This window comes from Pseudomonas sp. OST1909 (genome assembly GCF_015277575.1).
In the GTDB taxonomy this organism is placed as follows: Bacteria; Pseudomonadota; Gammaproteobacteria; order Pseudomonadales; family Pseudomonadaceae; genus Aquipseudomonas; species Aquipseudomonas synxantha_A.
On record NZ_CP063780.1, the window covers coordinates 2,119,672 to 2,134,323 of the forward strand.

Sequence of the window (14,652 nt, forward strand, 5' to 3'; positions counted from 1 at the left end):
TGGCTTGCCTGCGATGGCGGCCTGACAGTCGACGCCAATCTACCTGACACCCCGCAATCAAACTGTGGGAGCGGGCTTGCTCGCGAAGGTGGCCTGACAGGTGACACCGCTATACCGAGTACATATCCATTCCTGCGGTAACGGCCACTTAGGGTTCCGCTCTGACAGCGGGTCACTTTGGAAAAGAGCCCCAAAGTAACCAAAGGGCTCTTGCCCCACCACTCGGCACCTCGCCTAGGCTCGGTGTGCCCGTAATCCGCCAGTGATTTGGGGGGCCGCCGCCACGCGCCATCCATGGCGCGGGGCGGCTAAACCGGCATCCCTGCCGGTTTACCCCCCAAATCCCTGTCGAATTCCGGCCAGCGTGGTTTAACGGGGCGCCTCAGATCAAAAGCAGATCAAGAGCAAGATCAAGAGCGGCTCGCTTCGCATCGTGGTTACTGATGGTTGCTACGTCAGAGTTGTGTAGATACCCATGCTGCGATGACGCCAGCCCAGCCACTGATATTCACCTGATACACATCGCTCAAAACTGTGAGAGCGGGCTTGCTCGCGAAAGCAGCCTGTCAGCCCCAAATACCCCCACTGACACCCAACCCGTCACCGCCCCTCCAACAATTCCCCCGCCTGATCCAGCAACGCCAACGGATCCACCGCCTTATGAATATCCACCGACAACAATTGCCGAAACTTACGCGCCCCCGGGAAACCGGTTCCCAGCCCCAGAACATGGCGCGTGATGTGATGCATCGAGCCACCTGTTGCCAAGTGCTCGGCTATATACGGGCGCAACTGTGCCAGCGCCTCGGCGCGGGTAATGACAGGCGCAGTGCTGCCAAACAACCGTTGATCCACCTCGGCCAGCAAATACGGATTGTGATAAGCCTCCCGCCCCAACATCACCCCATCAAACGTCTGCAAATGCTCCTGGCACTGCTGCAACGTCTTGATCCCACCGTTGAGATTAATCTCCAACTCCGGAAAATCCCGCTTCAACTGCGCCGCCACGTCATAACGCAACGGCGGAATGTCCCGGTTCTCCTTGGGCGACAACCCCTCCAGAATCGCAATCCGCGCATGCACGGTAAAACTGGTGCAACCCGCATCCTTCACCGTCCCGACGAAATCACACAGCTCGGCATAACTGTCGCGGCCATTGATGCCGATACGGTGTTTCACCGTCACCGGAATCGACACCGCATCGCGCATCGCCTTCACACAGTCCGCCACCAGGGCAGGGTGAGCCATGAGGATCGCGCCGATCATGTTGTTCTGCACGCGGTCGCTGGGGCAGCCGACGTTCAGGTTCACCTCGTCATAACCAGCGGCCTCGGCCATGCGGGCGCAGGCGGCCAGATCGGCCGGAACACTGCCGCCCAATTGCAGCGCCAGCGGGTGCTCGGCTTCGTTGTGGCGCAGGAAGCGGTCGTGGTCGCCGTGGAGGATAGCGCCGGTGGTGACCATCTCGGTGTAGAGCAGGGCGTGTTTGGAGAGCAGGCGTAGGAAGAACCGGCAGTGGCGGTCGGTCCAGTCCATCATGGGGGCGACGGAGAAGCGGCGGGAAAGTGGGGCGGTTTGTAGGGACATGGGGGATCTGAGTCAGCGAGGCGAATGGCGCGCAGTTTATCAGGAACGGATCTTGGGTGCCGGAGAGGTAAGTTTTGCGCGCATTGCCACTTCGAGCGAGGACGTTCGCGGGTATGTTTCACCCGACCTTCGCGTCCCATGGAAGGAAACTGAGCCAGCCTGTCGACGCTGGCGAAAATGGCAACCGAGAAGTCGTCGGCGGCTTTTGGATTTTCGAGAGCGATATAGTTCGCTTCGTCTTCCAGGTTTTTGAGTGCTTTTTCAAGCCACTCAACCCGCATTCCTGCTCCAGCGCCTAGCGCGCATGGCCGCCACTTGGTCATCAGTGGCGAATTTGCCTTCGTCGGCGTCTTTTACCGCCAGCTCGATCTGAGCGGTCAGCGTTTTTTCGTGCTCGATGTAGTCTCGAAGAACGTCCATCGCCAGGTAGCTTGCTGTCTGACCGTTGTTTTTGGCCAGGTCGGCGAGAGAGTCGGATAGGTCTTCCGGCAGGTTTAGGGATATCCCAGTCATGGCGGCCTCGATGGTGGACGGTTGTGGGGCATCTTACACCGTGAAGCGTCGGGTTGAAGCAGCAGGCCGTCGCGCGGTGTGTCTGGGAGTGAGTCGTCTGCTATTCCTTTGCCAACTCAAAACTCGATATGGCAGATAAATAAATCTATCCCCTTTTGTTGCTGTTCATAAAAAAGCCTGCAAATTGCAGGCTTAATATTTATCGTGTTACTAATTTGGCTATTTCATTGCCACAGCGGTGCAAAAAGTCAGTTAGCTCCTCACACTCTGACTTAGTTATACTTAGTTTTTCATTTGTTAAAGGGTCAATGTCAGCTTCGTGGACAATTGTGTTTCGTCTGTCTGCGATCAATTTTAGTGTGGTTCGAATAACGCTATCTGGCTGTGCCATTTTTTCGGAAATTTTTTGCCATTTTTGACCTTCATCCCAAATGTAGCTTAGTCCATCTGCTACCTTAATTGGGTCCTGGTAGGAAACAATTTTTAGTTTTCGAAAAATGGCTTGTTCAAAAATGTGTTCCTTAGGGGGTATTGATGCACTAATTAAGTCGCTGTGGATCTGAATTGAAATCGGTTCTGACAAGTACTTCGGAGTAGGAGGGCGAGCACCCGTGAATATCTCTAGCATACCAATGCGCACTAGGTCATGAATGAGCTTGTCGAATGCGCTGACTGCGTAGACTACTTGTGAACGCAATAAGTCTTCAAAGGAAGCGGGCACAGTTACGGACGCGGTTAAGTAATCATAAAGCCCTCCCGCATGGCGAGCGCTCATGATATTTTCATTAAAGAGGGCGAGGGCATTACGCATGGGCTAACAAGCCCACAAGTTTGTCGGTGATATGTATGAAATGTGTATTAAATAACTCTCGCTTAGTTTGCAGTCCCGCGAGGACTGGCCCAGTCTCTGCAATATCTTCATCTGTTACTTCGAAGACGGGAACACCGGCCTGGTGCGCTTTAGGCAGTAGCCCTTGGAAGTCAGGAACCTCAGCTAGGCAGTACTGTGATTCTATAAGTTCGGCACCGTACTCCTCAGGCGTAAAAACCATACCGACACCAGCGATTGCGTCGTAGAAGTTACCACTAAGGGAGGTTTTTATTTCATCAATGTTGTCTCGATAAGGTCTAGCAGCTTTACCATTTCGAATGTTAAATCTTTGAATCAGACTTCCGGAAAATTTTGGTACGCCAGGGAGGAGCGGGTAGGCTGATTCAGAAAAAAGTGGAACAGCCGTTTTTTTCCATTCAGCCCATCGAGGTAAAGTTGACCTTAATGTATTGATAGCCATAATGGAAAATGGGTCTGGATTGGTCGGAATTACGAAAGCGTGAGCAGAAAGGAAAAAGTTTTGATTGGTTGCACTTAAGCTAGGGTTAAGGTCAATTATGGTGTAGTCAATTGAATACTTTTCCTCAGTCAATCGAAGTAGTTCTGAAAAAGCACCAGGCAAGTTTTGGAGCGTCGAGAGTGCATTGTTAGAAGTTTGTGCAAACGTAAGGGATGCATCGTATTCTGATAAATTTGCGTGCCCAGCTAAAAGGTACAGAGAAGGCGCTTTCTGAGGACTGAAGCAATTCACCGCAGTGATTGGGTGAGGCTTGCCTTGGAACGCCATTGCTACGCCGTCTTTGATATTATGCAGGCGTGTTTGGTCTTCGAGATAATATTTTTCGAAATCATCCCCTAATATTAAGCTCGTCAGGTTGCACTGTGCGTCTGCGTCAACTACGAGTACTTTATATTTTTTCGAAAGCATCCAGCCGATATTGTAAACAGTGGTGGTTTTGCTAACTCCGCCCTTGTGATTAAAAACAACAAGTCGTTTCGACATTTTTAGTCCCTTAATAGTTGGTTTTACCAATTTTTCTATCTGGATTGAGATGGCTTCAGAGGTCAGATAGAAGCTGATGCGGGGTCAGTCTAAGCGAGCTGAATCGCTCAGGAAACGAAATTTTAGCTATTCGACCACTAAAATTTTGCGCCAGCAGTGAGTATCCGCTCGCCATCAATATCGCCCCTGATTCGTAAATCTGAAACATCGCAGCGGATCTGCGCAAAGCTGATGGGGCTGACAGGAAGGAAGAGCTGTCGTGCTTGGCGGGGGGGGTACAAAAGTGGTACTAGCTATTATACGGACGGCTACAGGTCACGGCTTACGGGGTCTCTAGAATTAGACGTTCCAGTCCATCATCGGAGCCACGAATAAAACGATAGAGCGAGCCCAGGGAGCAGATCAAAGTTTCTAGGAAGTTTCCCACACTTTTCTCGGCTTGCCCCTCAGACCACCCCTGGCTAACCTCCCTAAACCGCTGGAAAACCAGCGGTCGGATGTGGAAGTCCGTACCAAGCTAAGACGCAATCGTCACAAACACCTACCGGCGTTTTTTTACGCCTGTATCATGTGTCTCGGCGGCTGTGCGCGGGGCACTTCGGTGCGCCGGGTCCTTAGCCCTGGTCTTCCACACCTGCGTACAGCTGCCACCTCTCATGTGGAAGTGAGACTGGTAGTTCCTGAATAGTTAAGGAGCTTCGCCATGTACAAGATCACACCTAATCCGCCTTATGCTTCAAACGCGGCATCTTCTGACCCCAAGCTTCAAGCCGCAGCCCACCGAGCAATCCATCATCACTTGCCCCCATCCGACGACGCTGCGCCCGCCGAAAGCCCAAGCGACAACCTATTCCTCGTAAACCCAACCATCGACCCTGAAACCCTCCTGGCCAACGCCGCCGAAAACCTCGCAGCCGCCAACGAAATGGCCGCCACCCTGGCGTTCGACCTCAACGACTCCCAGCGCGCCATCACCCTGGGCATTCAGCAGCTAATCGAGTTGAGCTCGCTGCTGGTTGACCGAGCCCAGGAGCAAGTTGCGCCTGTAACCGCCCCAGTCAAAGCCTGACAACCAACCCTGCCGCCTTACCTCAAGGCGGCAACCTGAACTCATGCTGTCCCCCAGCAAAGTTTCATAATTCCCTGCGCAGTTGAGGTCTACGATTTCCTGCAAGAGAGGACCCCAGCGCCTCCAGCCCATAGGGAGTTGAAACCATGATCTCGAACCTCGTCAAAGTTGTGATGATCACCGGCACGTTGATGTTGAGTGCTTGTTCATCTTCACCAGCCGTGAGCAGTGCCCCGTGCTTTTCAGGTGGATGCCAGTCGTTTGGGGACCACAGCCCCAGCAAAGCCGCCAAGATGAATTTTGGTGGTAGTGGGTTGGGGAGTAGTTATGGGGAGTATGGGGCGGGGTTGTTGCATGATGATTGATGGGGTGGTGGGTCAGTCAGTGGTGTATTGACTGGCCCATTGCTATCGGGGGCAAGCCCCCTCCCACATTGGATCTATGATCGGCGCAAAACTTGTGGCGTCAGTGGCCGCCTTTCATACGCCGGGCGATCAGGTAGAGGCCCAGGCCGACCAGGGCTGTTGCGGCGCCGATGTAGCCGGTGCTGGTCCAGCCGAGGCCGGCAGTAATGGCCATGCCGCCAAACCAGGGGCCCAGCGCATTTGCCAGGTTGAACGCGGCATGGTTGGACGCTGCCGCCAGGCTTGGCGCTTCGTGAGCGATGTCCATCAGGCGAATCTGCAACGGCGCCGCCAATGCGACCATGGTGCCCACCAACCCCATGCTCAGCAGCACGCCCCACAGCGACGAGGCGGCGAAGGGGAAGAACAGCAGCACGGCCATCGACCACACCAGGATCAAACCCACCGCCCTAAATTGCATGCGATCGAACAGCTTGCCGCCGGCAATGTTGCCGATGATGCCGCCCACGCCAAACGCGGCGAGACCGAAGGGGATCCACTGTGGCGAGACTTTGGTCACTTCAAGCATGGTCGGCGCCAGGTAGCTGAATACGCAGAACATCCCGGCAAAGCCAATCGCGCCGATGGACAGGGCCATCCAGACCTGGGGTTTGGTGAAGGCGCGCAGTTCTTTGCGCGGGTCGCTGCGTTGTTCGTCGTGGCGGTGGGGCACGAATTGCCAGACCAGGGCGATGGTGAGCAGTGCGATCACGCTGACCAGGGCGAACGCCGAGCGCCAGCCCAGGTGTTGGCCGAGGAAGGTGGCGATGGGGTTGCCGAGCAGCATGGCCAGGGTCAGGCCCATCATCACGCGGGCTACGGCGCCGGCGCGTTTGTCGGTGGGCACCATGCTGGAGGCAACCACGGCGGCGATGCCGAAGTAGGCGCCGTGGGGCAGGCCGCTGATAAAGCGAAAGGCCACCAGCGAGCCGAAGGTGGGGGTGAAGGCGGTGGCGAAGTTGCCCAGGGCGTACAGGCCCATCAGCAACAGCAGCATGTGTTTGCGCAGCAGCTTGGCGCCGAGGATGGCCAGCAGTGGGGCGCCGACCATCACGCCCAGGGCGTAGGCGCTGATGGCGTGGCCGACTTGCGGTTCGCTCAGGCCCAGGTTCTGGGCGATGTCGGGCATCAGGCCCATGATGGCGAATTCGCCGGTGCCGATCGCGAAGGCGCCTACGGCCATGGCCGCTTCCATTTTCGCGGCGCTGCGCGCGGGCAGTACATGCCCGGGTGTTTGCTGGGTAGTCATGGGTAACTCTGTGTGGAAGGTGTGCACGAAGGACAGCTGCCGATGCTACGCAGGCAACGGCGAAGGTGTCTAGAACCGCCATTTGCGTGAGAGTTCCAGGCCTGTGACCGCAGGTCGCGGCTGCCAGGCTTGACACCGGCGCATTAAAACCCGCGATTTAGGCCTGTCAATTGGCCAAACGGCGCATAAACGCTGTTTAGCGTGATATTCTGCGCGCCGTCTTGGTCTAGTCTTTCCCAGGTGCGTACACCCGTATACGTCCCAGCGGTTGGCTGTCGCCCAGGTAGCTGAAGCCAATAACGATAAGAAGTCAGCGCAGAAGGGACATAACAGTGAGGTCGATCCATCGGCCTTGTGTGCCCACCCTGCAGCCTTCATGTGAATGTGCAGACCCCGCGGTACGTTGCCTGACGTAGCGTGAACGAGGGTTACTCATGATCGGGGGCGGTAGGGCGGATGGCGTTTTATCATAGGTGCTACTGATGTTTAAAAAAGTAAACACTGCCCTGCTGGGGCTGGCTTTGTCGATGGGGATCACGTCCGTTCACGCGGAAGAGGCAAAGAAAGTCGATGTGCTGCTGATCGGCGGCGGCATCATGAGTGCGACCCTGGGTGTCTGGCTCAATGAGCTGGAACCGGACTGGTCGATGGAGATGGTCGAGCGCCTCGATGGCGTGGCCGAAGAAAGCTCCAACGGCTGGAACAACGCCGGTACCGGTCACTCGGCCCTGGCTGAGCTGAACTACACCCCGGAAGACAAGAACGGCAACGTTGAGATCCCTAAGGCGGTCGAGATCAACGAAGCGTTCCAGATCTCCCGTCAGTTCTGGTCCTGGCAGGTTCAGCAGGGCGTGTTGAAGAACCCGCGTTCGTTCATCAACTCCACACCGCACATGAGCTTTGTGTGGGGCGATGACAACATCAAGTTCCTGAAAAAGCGCTACGAAGCCCTGAAGGCCAGCCCGCTGTTCGCTGGCATGCAGTACTCCGAAGACCCGGCGCAGATCGCCAAGTGGGTCCCGCTGATGATGGAAGGGCGTGATCCGAAGCAGAAGATCGCGGCCACCTGGAGCCCGATCGGCACCGACGTGAACTTCGGCGAGATCACCCGCCAGTTCGTCGCTCACCTGCAAACCACGCCGAAGTTTGACTTGAAGCTGTCGAGCGAAGTGCAGGACATCACCCGCAACGACGACGGTTCGTGGCGCGTGAGCTACAAAAACCTCAAAGACGGCACCAAGACTGAAACCGACGCCAAGTTCGTGTTCATCGGCGCCGGCGGCGGTGCCTTGCACCTGCTGCAGAAGTCGGGCATTCCGGAAGCCAAGGAATACGCTGGCTTCCCGGTCGGTGGCTCGTTCCTGGTGACCGAGAACCCGACCATCGCCGAGCAGCACCTGGCCAAGGCCTACGGTAAAGCCTCGGTCGGTTCGCCGCCGATGTCGGTGCCGCACCTGGACACCCGCGTGCTGGATGGCAAGCGCGTGATCCTTTTTGGCCCATTCGCGACCTTCTCGACCAAGTTCCTGAAAGAAGGCTCGTACCTGGACCTGCTGACCAGCACCACCACCCACAACATCTGGCCCATGACCAAAGTCGGTATTCGTGAATACCCACTGGTCGAGTACCTCGCCGGCCAACTGATGCTGTCCGATGACGACCGCTTCAAGGCGCTGCAAGAGTACTTCCCGAACGCCAAGCAGTCCGACTGGCGCCTGTGGCAAGCCGGCCAGCGCGTGCAGATCATCAAGCGTGATGAAGAGCAAGGCGGCGTGCTGAAACTGGGTACCGAAGTGGTCAGCTCTGCCGACAACAGCATTGCCGGCCTGTTGGGTGCATCGCCAGGCGCGTCCACCGCGGCTCCGATCATGCTGACCGTGCTGCAAAAAGTCTTCAAGGACAAAGTAGCAAGCCCGGCCTGGCAGGAAAAACTGCACCAGATCGTGCCAAGCTACGGCACCAAGCTGAACGACAGCCCTGAAGCTGTTGCCAAGGAATGGGCCTACACCGCCGGTGTGCTGCAACTGACACCACCGCCAGCGATCCCGCAACTGGCCGGTCCACAGGCTACCGAGGCTGCCAAGCCTGCGGCTGAGCCAAGCAAGCCGGCGTCTGACCTGGCGCTGTAAGCAACACCCACGAAAAAGCCCGCTGAACCGGTGACGGTCAGCGGGCTTTTTTGTGGGCGCAGTTCAGACCTTGAAGTGGCGGATTTGCTCATGCACATGCAGCGCCAGCGCATTGCCGGTATCGCACATCAGGTACAGATGCTGCGCGGGTAGAGGTGGCAGTTCTGACATGTGGATCAGCCCTTCGCCCATACGGCTTTGCTCCATCAGGCCAACCGCCACGCCACTGCGTACACAGGCTTCGACCGCAGACGAGTTGGGGCTTTCCAGCAGTAGCCGGTGGTAGACCCCATGATCCTTCAACGACTGCAGCGCTGCGGCGCGATAGGGGCAGCCAGTGATGGGCACAGTGATGGGTAATGGCACGTTCGGCGGCGAGTTGAAGCCTTCGGTCGCCACCCACAGCGGCTGCACGGCCCCCAGGCGTTCACCTTGTGCGAGCGGGTGCGCGCTGACGGTGATCGCCAAGTCCAGTTGGTTGGCCGTGAATAAGTCCAGTAACTCACCGCTGGTGCGCGCTTCGATCTCCAGTTCCAGCAGGGGGTTGTCAGCGATCAGTCGCGGTAAAAATTCCTGGATGAAGGCGGGCGCGTAGGTATCCGGCACCCCCAGGCGGATCTTGCCCTGCATGCGCTGGGGCATCAGCGAAATCAGCAGGCGGTCATGGCTCTTGAGAAATTCGGTGGTTTCGCCGAGCAGTTTCTGGCCGTACAGCGTCAATTCCACGCCCTGGTTACTGCGGCTGAACAGACGCTGTCCGACTTGGTCCTCCAGCTTCTGGATTTGCGTGGTGACGGTGGACGCGCTGCGGTGCACATGCTCGGCCGCCTCGTTAAAGCGCCGAAAGCGCGCTACGGCGTGAAAGGTGCGCAACAGCTCGATATTCAGTTGTTTAGGCATAATTCGGCTTTTTCGGATTTGTTGTTTGTGTAATTCAAATATACGCAAGCATGTGCAGCCTTTAGCCTTTGAGTCAAATCACAGCGATGGGAGGCGATATGAAGCGATCTACCTTAGGGTTGCTGCTGTTGCAGGCGGTTTTCGTTTTGTCGTGGAGTTCAGGCTTTATCGGCGCCAAGCTCGGCACCCAGGGTGGTGGGGCGTTCAATCTGCTGTTCTGGCGTTTCCTGCTGGTCTCGCTGTGCCTGGCGCTGTTCCTGAACAAGCGGTTGCTGGAGGTGACCTGGCAGCAGATCCGTCATCACGCGGTTGTCGGGTTCCTGTCGCAGTTCCTGTATTTGAGTTGCCTCTACGTGGCGATCCAGAACGGTCTACCGCCCGGGATCGCGGCGATCATTGCGGCGTTGCAGCCGTTGATGACCGCGGCATTGTCGACGGGCATGGCGTCCGAGCGCAGTGGCGGCTGGCAGTGGTTGGGGTTGATGATCGGCTTTGTCGGTGTGTCGATTGTGATTGCCGGGCAGTATGGCGGTGGCGGGCAGGGTGTCGGGCTGGTCATGTATCTCTTGCCTCTGGTGTCGGCACTTGGGCTGACACTGGCGACTTTGTACGAGCGTCGCTCGGTGCAGGCCCAGGACAGCGGGTTGGTATTGCCGCTGTTTATCCAGTCGCTGTTGACCTTGATAGGTTTTACCGCGGCCGTGATCTACACCGACACCCTGAGTGTTCCCCATGACACCAACGTACTGATCTCGATTGTGTGGCTGACGGTGTTCTCCACCTTCCTCGCCTATTTGAGCCTGTGGATGCTGCTGCGGGTGATGACTGCCACCCATGTGGCGGCGCTGGTGTACCTGGAGCCGCCGGTGACTCTGGTGTGGGCCGCGTTGATGTTTGGTGATGTGATCCACGCATCGACCTACGCGGGCATTGCTGTAGTCGTGGCGGGGTTGGTGCTGGTGCGCCTGAAGCGACCGACTGTCGCCTGTACTTCCTGAGGCTGGCAGGTTCAGCAACCCGACAGACACCGCCTGTTAAAAAGTACCCAGGGCCAAGCAGGAGCGTGGCTGAAACAAAGGGGGATTTTTACCAGTGCAGGTGTTGGGCGTTCGCGCCCGAGGGTTTTGTATGTTGCTACGTTATGCAGCATTGGCCGCCATGGTGGTCGCCGCTTCCGGGTGTGTGCAAGAGCGTGTTGTGCATGAGCGCAGGCCGGTGCAGCATGAGTACGTTGATGTGGTCGCGCCGCAACCGCCGCCGGTGCAGGTGATCGAAGTCGAGCCGGCGGTGCGCGAAGGTTATATCTGGTCACGCGGTTACTGGCGTTGGGAAGGCGGGCGCTATGTGGCGGTGCACGGCCATTGGGAGCCGGTGCGCCAGGGCTATCGTTATGTACACCCGCACTGGGTGCAGCGTAATGATGGCTACCACTGGCAGATCGGCGGCTGGGTTCGCTGACCCCATTTCCTCTCCCTCTGTAGGGGCGAGCTTGCTCGCGAAAAACTCACAGGCACCGCGTGCAACCTGACTGCTCGCGTTATCGTTGACGTTCTTCGCGAGCAAGCTCGCTCCTACAAAAAATACGGGCTAGTCGAGCCGTTTCATCCCCGCTGCCTTGGCCGCGTTCAGATCAAAGGTGGCGGTGTACTCGCACCCCGCCGCATGGCCACAGCGTTCAACCAGGCAGTCGGCAAAGTCGGCTTTGCCTGCGCTGAACTTGCGCAATGCCTGCCAGATGATATCGGCGTGCTCGACGGTCAGCTCCCGTGTGTGCAACAAGGTTTCCAGCACCGTCACCACGTCGCTTTTGGCCGACTGGTAGCAGGACTGCAACACCCACACCAACTCCGTAAGCGTCACCAGGCTGACAAAGCCTGGCGAGGCGGCCGAGAGCGATTCGATCAGTTGGGATGCTTTAGCTGATTGAACCGGGTCGTCCTGGGTCACATAACGCACCAGCACGTTGGTATCCAGGCCAATCATCCAGCGGTTGCTCCCTGGGCCGCGATGGCTCGGTTCATGTCTTCGATAGACACGGTGTGAGCGGGTTTGCGGATCAACCCCTTGAGGTCCTTGACGGTTTTGCTGGCGGCGATCATGGAAAACTTGCCGTCTTCCATCTCGACGAATTCCACCCGGTCGCCTGTTTCCAGGCCCAGGGCTGTCCTGACCTGTACAGGGATGGTGATTTGCCCTTTTGAAGTGAGTGTGGCGGTAGCCATAGTGAAGATCTCCATCGTGATATTCCTTACCTTAGGGTAAGGAATGACAGAGGACAATATCCGTTGGTCCATAGGTCGCTCGCAGGTGTGAGTCAGTCGGTAGTAAAACCCTAGTCCGAATGCTCGATACTCACACCGTTGGCTACGCCCCAAACAGATACAAACTATGACCGACCGCCGCTGGCTTACTGCACCACGCGATAGCACGGCACATACGCCGCGCCGCCCGGTAGCTTCATGCGGTGCTGGGCCACGAACGCCTTCAATAATTCATCCAGCGGTTTCATGATCGCCGGGTCGCCGTGGATCTCATACGGGCCGTTCTCTTCGATCAGGCGGATGCCCTTGTCCTTGACGTTACCCGCCACGATCCCCGAGAACGCCCGGCGCAGGTTGGCTGCCAGTTCATGGGGCGGCAGCGCGTGGCTCAGTTGCAGGCTGGCCATGTTTTCGTGGGTAGGATCGAACGGGCGCTGGAAGCCTTCGTCGATCTTCAGCAGCCAGTTGAAGTGGAACGCGTCGTTACGCTCACGGCGGAACTGCTTCACCGCCTTGAGGCCGGCCGTCATCTGGCGCGCCACTTCGGCGGGGTCGTCGATGATGATCTGGTAATGCTGCTGCGCCGCTTCGCCGAGGGTGGCGCCGACGAACGCGTGCAATTGTTCCAGGTAAGGCGCGGCGTGTTTGGGCCCGGTCAACACTACCGGGAACGGTACGTCGCGGTTGTCGGGGTGCATCAGGATGCCCAGCAGGTACAAAAACTCTTCTGCCGTGCCGGCGCCGCCGGGGAAGATGATAATGCCGTGGCCGACGCGCACGAAGGCTTCCAGGCGTTTTTCGATGTCCGGCAAAATCACCAGCTCATTGACGATGGGGTTCGGTGCTTCGGCCGCGATGATGCCTGGCTCGGTCAAGCCCAGGTAACGCCCGCCGGTGATGCGTTGCTTGGCGTGGGAAATGGTCGCGCCCTTCATAGGGCCTTTCATCACGCCAGGGCCGCAACCGGTGCACACGTCGAGGCTGCGCAGGCCCAGTTCGTGCCCGACTTTCTTGGTGTATTTGTATTCTTCGGTGTTGATCGAATGGCCGCCCCAACACACCACGATCTTGGGCTCCACACCCGGGCGCAGCGTACGGGCGTTGCGCAGCAGGTGGAACACGTAGTCGGTGATGCCTTGGGAGTTGCTCAGGTCGATGCGCTGGCTGTCCAGTTCGTTCTCGGTGTAGACGATGTCACGCAAGGCGCTGAACAGCATCTCGCGGGTGCTGGCGATCATCTCGCCATCGACAAAGGCATCGGCCGGGGCGTTGAGCAGTTCCAGGCGCACGCCGCGGTCCTGCTGGTGAATACGCACTTCAAAGTCTTTGTAGGCGTCGAGGATGGTCTTGGCGTTGTCGATATGCGCGCCGGTGTTGAGGATGGCCAAGGCGCATTGGCGGAACAGGGTGTAGATGCTGCCTGTGCCGGCTTCACTCAGTTGCTGCACTTCACGTTGGGACAGGGTTTCGAGGCTGCCCTTGGGGCTGACGGAGGCATTGATGACTTGACGTTGGGGCATTCTGATTCCTTGAAAGCACAGCCACCGCGCCCGTTTCGGGGCGATGGCTTGAGAATGGTGAGCGCCAATTAAGGTCGCACGAGACGGTTATTTACCTCAGGCGCGAGGCCCAGCGCAAATACCGTCCAGCACCATCATGCCGCAGAACTTACTGAATCAGCTTCCAGTTTTTGTAGAAAACCCGACGCAGGGTAAAGACCAGCCCGGCAAAGCCTGCGATCACGGCGTTGAGCACTGACGGCAGCAAGGTCGGGCGCACGATGTCGATGAACAGGCAGTAGCGCTTGGCGTCGTTTTTGTTGAAGGACGCATGCATCAGGGTGTCATCGAAGATAAACAGCGGGTCGTCGTGCCAGTAGTGCTTGTGCTTGCCTACCTGGATATACACGCCTTCGTGGTGGGGCGCCGGGGCCATGTTGTAGAGCACGCGGAACATCATGCGCAGGGGGCCGAAGTGAAAGGACGTGGAACGGTTTTCGTTGAACACCGAGACGCCGATGGTCTTCACGAATGGCAGTTTCTTGCGCAGTTGCGGGATATCCAGCGTGGTCTCGATGGGGCGGCCGTACCACTGGAAAAACAACATGCCGCGTTTCTTCTCGGCCATGCGTTCGTCCAGGTAACCGATGATTTCATCCTTGCGGGCCATGGCGTCGTCGATCACCTGTTGCAGGTCTTCGCGCCAGGCCGGTGGCAGGTCTTGCAGGGTATAGACATGCCGGTTGCGGCTGCTCAGCAGATCGAGCAGGGTGTTGAACGGTGCCAGCACCCAGGTATTGCGACCGTTGCCGATGAAGTATTTCTTGATGGTGGCGCGGTCGTAGAGGCCGTTGCGCAAGAAATCATAGACACCGCACACCACCACCAGCAGCAGAAACACCAGGCAGGTTCGCGGAAAACAGCCCATCAATAGCAACACGCCGAGTACCCAGGCGAGGGACACCAGCTTCTTGCCGACAGCACTTTTGCTCATGAAACATGGCTCCAACTTTGAAACATAATGAAACAATATCGTCATGATAGGGCTTTATGGGCCGCGCAGGCGTTTTAAATGGTTCGAAAATTGTGAAGCCTCTGCACAATTTTTAACCCCCTGCTGGGGCGAGCCGGGGGCGTTGTGGATTGAATTTTGAGAACAGAAGATTTGCGACTATCGTGACGCTTCGGTTTTTTGGACGTCATAGA

General features: G+C 57.4%; 15 protein-coding genes and 1 pseudogene. 5 read left to right on the plus strand and 11 right to left on the minus strand.

The features are described from left to right. Positions 1–600 precede the first annotated feature (600 nt). From dusA to IH404_RS09310, 5 genes and pseudogenes are all read right to left on the minus strand, one after another. Positions 601–1,587 carry a tRNA dihydrouridine(20/20a) synthase DusA gene (dusA, locus tag IH404_RS09290; protein WP_194440317.1) on the minus strand — a complete coding sequence of 329 codons (987 nt, stop codon included), beginning with the start codon at positions 1,585–1,587 and terminating at the stop codon, positions 601–603. 104 nt (positions 1,588–1,691) lie between these two features. After that, positions 1,692–1,868: pseudogene (locus tag IH404_RS09295) on the minus strand (type II toxin-antitoxin system RelE/ParE family toxin); the annotation flags it as partial. Beyond that, entirely contained in the window at positions 1,858–2,100 is a 243-nt protein-coding gene (locus IH404_RS09300) for a CopG family transcriptional regulator (RefSeq protein ID WP_194440318.1), read from the minus strand. The pseudogene IH404_RS09295 and the gene IH404_RS09300, both read right to left, overlap by 11 nt. 199 nt (positions 2,101–2,299) lie before the next feature. Next, positions 2,300–2,875, minus strand: a complete 576-nt coding sequence (locus IH404_RS09305) for a HEPN domain-containing protein (RefSeq protein WP_242462649.1) — start codon at positions 2,873–2,875, stop codon at positions 2,300–2,302. A gap of 28 nt (positions 2,876–2,903) precedes the next feature. Further along, on the minus strand, positions 2,904–3,935 hold the full coding sequence (locus IH404_RS09310) for a ParA family protein (RefSeq protein ID WP_194440320.1): 1,032 nt from the start codon (positions 3,933–3,935) through the stop codon (positions 2,904–2,906). Between the two features lie 703 nt (positions 3,936–4,638). Between IH404_RS09310 and IH404_RS09315 the strand changes: the two genes are divergently transcribed. Then, positions 4,639–5,004, plus strand: a complete 366-nt coding sequence (locus IH404_RS09315) for a DUF6124 family protein (protein WP_194440321.1) — start codon at positions 4,639–4,641, stop codon at positions 5,002–5,004. A 146-nt stretch (positions 5,005–5,150) separates the two neighbouring features. Further along, positions 5,151–5,369, plus strand: coding sequence for a hypothetical protein (locus IH404_RS27815; protein WP_242462650.1), 219 nt, complete (start codon positions 5,151–5,153; stop codon positions 5,367–5,369). A 100-nt stretch (positions 5,370–5,469) separates the two neighbouring features. On the opposite strand, the gene IH404_RS09320 is transcribed toward IH404_RS27815, so the two are convergent. Next, positions 5,470–6,657, minus strand: a complete 1,188-nt coding sequence (locus tag IH404_RS09320) for an MFS transporter (protein ID WP_043047472.1) — start codon at positions 6,655–6,657, stop codon at positions 5,470–5,472. A 482-nt stretch (positions 6,658–7,139) separates the two neighbouring features. On the opposite strand from IH404_RS09320, the gene mqo reads away from it, so the two are divergent. Then, on the plus strand, positions 7,140–8,786 hold the full coding sequence (gene mqo / locus IH404_RS09325) for a malate dehydrogenase (quinone) (protein ID WP_194440322.1): 1,647 nt from the start codon (positions 7,140–7,142) through the stop codon (positions 8,784–8,786). 63 nt (positions 8,787–8,849) lie between these two features. Here the strand turns inward: mqo and IH404_RS09330 are convergent, their stop codons facing one another. Next, positions 8,850–9,686 carry a LysR family transcriptional regulator gene (locus tag IH404_RS09330; RefSeq protein WP_005786248.1) on the minus strand — a complete coding sequence of 279 codons (837 nt, stop codon included), beginning with the start codon at positions 9,684–9,686 and terminating at the stop codon, positions 8,850–8,852. Between the two features lie 98 nt (positions 9,687–9,784). Between IH404_RS09330 and IH404_RS09335 the strand changes: the two genes are divergently transcribed. Together IH404_RS09335 and IH404_RS09340 are read left to right on the plus strand one after the other, a co-directional pair. Further along, on the plus strand, positions 9,785–10,684 hold the full coding sequence (locus tag IH404_RS09335; protein WP_005786250.1) for a DMT family transporter: 900 nt from the start codon (positions 9,785–9,787) through the stop codon (positions 10,682–10,684). Positions 10,685–10,814: 130 nt separating this feature from the next. Further along, entirely contained in the window at positions 10,815–11,144 is a 330-nt protein-coding gene (locus IH404_RS09340; RefSeq protein WP_005786252.1) for a YXWGXW repeat-containing protein, read from the plus strand. Positions 11,145–11,273: 129 nt separating this feature from the next. Here the strand turns inward: IH404_RS09340 and IH404_RS09345 are convergent, their stop codons facing one another. The 4 genes from IH404_RS09345 to IH404_RS09360 form a co-directional block, all read right to left on the minus strand. Continuing rightward, positions 11,274–11,669 carry a type II toxin-antitoxin system VapC family toxin gene (locus tag IH404_RS09345; RefSeq protein ID WP_005786254.1) on the minus strand — a complete coding sequence of 132 codons (396 nt, stop codon included), beginning with the start codon at positions 11,667–11,669 and terminating at the stop codon, positions 11,274–11,276. Beyond that, positions 11,666–11,923, minus strand: a complete 258-nt coding sequence (locus IH404_RS09350; protein WP_005786256.1) for an AbrB/MazE/SpoVT family DNA-binding domain-containing protein — start codon at positions 11,921–11,923, stop codon at positions 11,666–11,668. The genes IH404_RS09345 and IH404_RS09350 overlap by 4 nt, the downstream gene beginning before the upstream one ends. Before the next feature lie 170 nt (positions 11,924–12,093). Continuing rightward, positions 12,094–13,467: a nucleotide 5'-monophosphate nucleosidase PpnN gene (ppnN, locus tag IH404_RS09355; protein ID WP_005786258.1), complete on the minus strand. Its 1,374-nt coding sequence runs from the start codon at positions 13,465–13,467 to the stop codon at positions 12,094–12,096. Positions 13,468–13,615: 148 nt separating this feature from the next. Beyond that, positions 13,616–14,440 (minus strand): aspartyl/asparaginyl beta-hydroxylase domain-containing protein, encoded by an 825-nt coding sequence (locus IH404_RS09360; protein ID WP_194440323.1) that lies wholly within the window; start codon positions 14,438–14,440, stop codon positions 13,616–13,618. Positions 14,441–14,652: the final 212 nt, after the last annotated feature.

Excerpts from the sequence above, each read along its gene's own strand:
- dusA (WP_194440317.1), bottom strand. The coding sequence starts at position 1,587 with ATGTCCCTACAAACCGCCCCACTTTCCCGCCGCTTCTCCGTCGCCCCC.
- IH404_RS09300 (WP_194440318.1), bottom strand. The coding sequence starts at position 2,100 with ATGACTGGGATATCCCTAAACCTGCCGGAAGACCTATCCGACTCTCTC.
- IH404_RS09305 (WP_242462649.1), bottom strand. The coding sequence starts at position 2,875 with ATGAGCGCTCGCCATGCGGGAGGGCTTTATGATTACTTAACCGCGTCC.
- IH404_RS09310 (WP_194440320.1), bottom strand. The coding sequence starts at position 3,935 with ATGTCGAAACGACTTGTTGTTTTTAATCACAAGGGCGGAGTTAGCAAA.
- IH404_RS09315 (WP_194440321.1), top strand. The coding sequence starts at position 4,639 with ATGTACAAGATCACACCTAATCCGCCTTATGCTTCAAACGCGGCATCT.
- IH404_RS27815 (WP_242462650.1), top strand. The coding sequence starts at position 5,151 with ATGATCTCGAACCTCGTCAAAGTTGTGATGATCACCGGCACGTTGATG.
- IH404_RS09320 (WP_043047472.1), bottom strand. The coding sequence starts at position 6,657 with ATGACTACCCAGCAAACACCCGGGCATGTACTGCCCGCGCGCAGCGCC.
- mqo (WP_194440322.1), top strand. The coding sequence starts at position 7,140 with ATGTTTAAAAAAGTAAACACTGCCCTGCTGGGGCTGGCTTTGTCGATG.
- IH404_RS09330 (WP_005786248.1), bottom strand. The coding sequence starts at position 9,686 with ATGCCTAAACAACTGAATATCGAGCTGTTGCGCACCTTTCACGCCGTA.
- IH404_RS09335 (WP_005786250.1), top strand. The coding sequence starts at position 9,785 with ATGAAGCGATCTACCTTAGGGTTGCTGCTGTTGCAGGCGGTTTTCGTT.
- IH404_RS09340 (WP_005786252.1), top strand. The coding sequence starts at position 10,815 with ATGTTGCTACGTTATGCAGCATTGGCCGCCATGGTGGTCGCCGCTTCC.
- IH404_RS09345 (WP_005786254.1), bottom strand. The coding sequence starts at position 11,669 with ATGATTGGCCTGGATACCAACGTGCTGGTGCGTTATGTGACCCAGGAC.
- IH404_RS09350 (WP_005786256.1), bottom strand. The coding sequence starts at position 11,923 with ATGGAGATCTTCACTATGGCTACCGCCACACTCACTTCAAAAGGGCAA.
- ppnN (WP_005786258.1), bottom strand. The coding sequence starts at position 13,467 with ATGCCCCAACGTCAAGTCATCAATGCCTCCGTCAGCCCCAAGGGCAGC.
- IH404_RS09360 (WP_194440323.1), bottom strand. The coding sequence starts at position 14,440 with ATGAGCAAAAGTGCTGTCGGCAAGAAGCTGGTGTCCCTCGCCTGGGTA.